At 67.7% G+C, this 1,736-nt stretch carries 2 protein-coding genes and 1 pseudogene; 2 read left to right on the top strand and 1 reads right to left on the bottom strand.

Features of this window, described 5'->3' with window-relative positions; all coding sequences use genetic code 11:
* Nucleotides 1-136 (bottom strand): annotated as a pseudogene (locus EOA29_RS43490) (Zn-dependent protease); the annotation flags it as partial.
* A gap of 184 nt (nt 137-320) precedes the next feature.
* Here EOA29_RS43490 and EOA29_RS35445 point away from each other — a divergent pair.
* Nucleotides 321-1,358, top strand: coding sequence for a hypothetical protein (locus EOA29_RS35445; RefSeq protein WP_126091121.1), 1,038 nt, complete (start codon nt 321-323; stop codon nt 1,356-1,358).
* Nucleotides 1,300-1,736 (top strand): DNA polymerase Y family protein (locus tag EOA29_RS35440; RefSeq protein ID WP_145970011.1); only part of this gene is annotated, 437 nt, incomplete at its 3' end. The genes EOA29_RS35445 and EOA29_RS35440, both read left to right, overlap by 59 nt.

The following is a 1,736-nucleotide window of genomic DNA, read 5'->3' as shown; positions in this document are numbered from 1 at the left end:
GGATGACGATGTCGCCGGTGAGCTGGCGGAACTCTTCCGGCAGATGGGCATAGGCCTCCAGCGCCAGAAGCTCCATTTCCTCCATCGATGGCGAGAGCTGATCGTGCCAGGTGCGGGTCTTGTAGATGCGGGCCATAAGGTTTTCCTTTGATCCCGGCATATAGGCTTTCGCGCCGATTGAGGCAAATGAGCCGGCAGGCAGGCTACTTGGAGGGCAAAGGGCAAAGGAATAAATTCCTTGTGACTCCGCTTGACTCTTTCAAGGCCCTCTGGAATCTATAAGAACATAACAGGAACAATTGCTGCCGGAAGTGAACGTCATGGCGATGAGCGCCGTGGCGCGGGACACTGTTTTTGCCCTGCGCCGCCAGATCGCGAAGATCGAGGGAACGCTGCCCGAGCGCCTGGAAGCGCCGGCGCGGAGCGCATCCATCGATGCCGCCGGATTGGACATCACCCCCGGGACCAACATCATCCGGCGCGGCCTCGCCGTGGCGCCGCAGGATGCCTTCCTGCACACCGGCATCGAACGCCTCGACACAGCCCTCGGCGGCGGCCTGCCCAAGGCGGCGCTCAGCGAAATCCATGGGTTGGAGACCCGCGATGCCGGCGCCGTCGCCGGCTTTGCGCTGTCGCTCGCCAGCCTGATCCTCAGAGAAAAGCAGGGCCTGCCGATCCTCTGGGTCGGCACCGCCGAGATCTTCCGCGAGGCCGGCTTTCCCTATGCGAGCGGGCTCCATGCCCTCTTCGGCATCGAGCCGGAGCAATTGCTGTTTTCCGAAGCGCCGAAGCTCTTGGACGCGCTGTGGATCGCCGAGGAGGCCGCCCGCATGACGGCCTTCGCCGCCGTCATGCTCGAGATCCGCGGCAGCCCGCGGCTTCTCGACCTCACCGCCACGCGCCGCCTGCACGCCCGGGCTCAGAATGCCGGCAGGCCGGTGCTGCTTTTGCGCCAGGCCGGCGAGGCCGAGCCCACCGCCGCGCCGGTGCGCCTCATCGTCTCGGCAGCGCCGGCGGCGAGCCGCAAGACGGTCGCCGGCCCGCTCGCCGGCTCGATCGGCCGCCCCGCCTTCACCGTCGATATCGGCAAGAGCCGCACGGCCCTGCCCGGACAATTCACACTGGAGTGGAACCCCGATGAGCACGCTTTTGCGGAAAGAAGGCCCCAGGAAGAGCGGGCAGAGAATCCTGTCGCTGTGGTTCCCCTACCTCTGCGCGGAGCGGATCCTGCGCCAGCGTCTGGGGCGGTCCTGGCGTTCCCGGCCGTCGCATCACCTGCCCCCGCCTCACCCACCGCTGGTGATCAGCCATCGCGACAGCAACGCCCAGCGCATCGCGGCCCTCGACGAGCGGGCTGAGGCGCTGAAGCTGAAACGCGGCATGGGCATTGCCGACGCGCGCGCCATGCACCCGTCGATCGATGTGGTGGAGGCCGACCCGGAGGCCGACCGCCGCCTGCTCGAGGGCCTTGCCGACTGGTGCGACCGCTACACGCCGCTGGTGGCGATCGACGGCGAGGACGGGCTGTTCCTCGACGTCACCGGCTGCACGCATCTGTTCGGCGGCGAGCGCGCCATGCAGGACGAGATCCTCACCCGCTTCTTCCAGCAGGGTTTCGACGTCCGCGCCGGCCTTGCTTCCACGCCGGGGGCCGCCTGGGCGGCGGCGCGCTTCCATGGCGACCGCATCGTAGCCTTCGGCGAGGAGGAGGCGCTGCTTGCGCCCCTGCCGCTTTC

Origin of the sequence: Mesorhizobium sp. M1E.F.Ca.ET.063.01.1.1 (genome assembly GCF_003998155.1) — a bacterium.
GTDB lineage: Bacteria > Pseudomonadota > Alphaproteobacteria > Rhizobiales > Rhizobiaceae > Mesorhizobium.
The sequence above is the reverse complement of the archived record's forward strand: the minus strand, read 5'-3'. Positions and strand labels throughout refer to the sequence as shown.

What these genes read in the sequence shown, in the direction of transcription:
- EOA29_RS35445 (WP_126091121.1), top strand. Translation starts at nt 321, where the DNA reads ATGGCGATGAGCGCCGTGGCGCGGGACACTGTTTTTGCCCTGCGCCGC.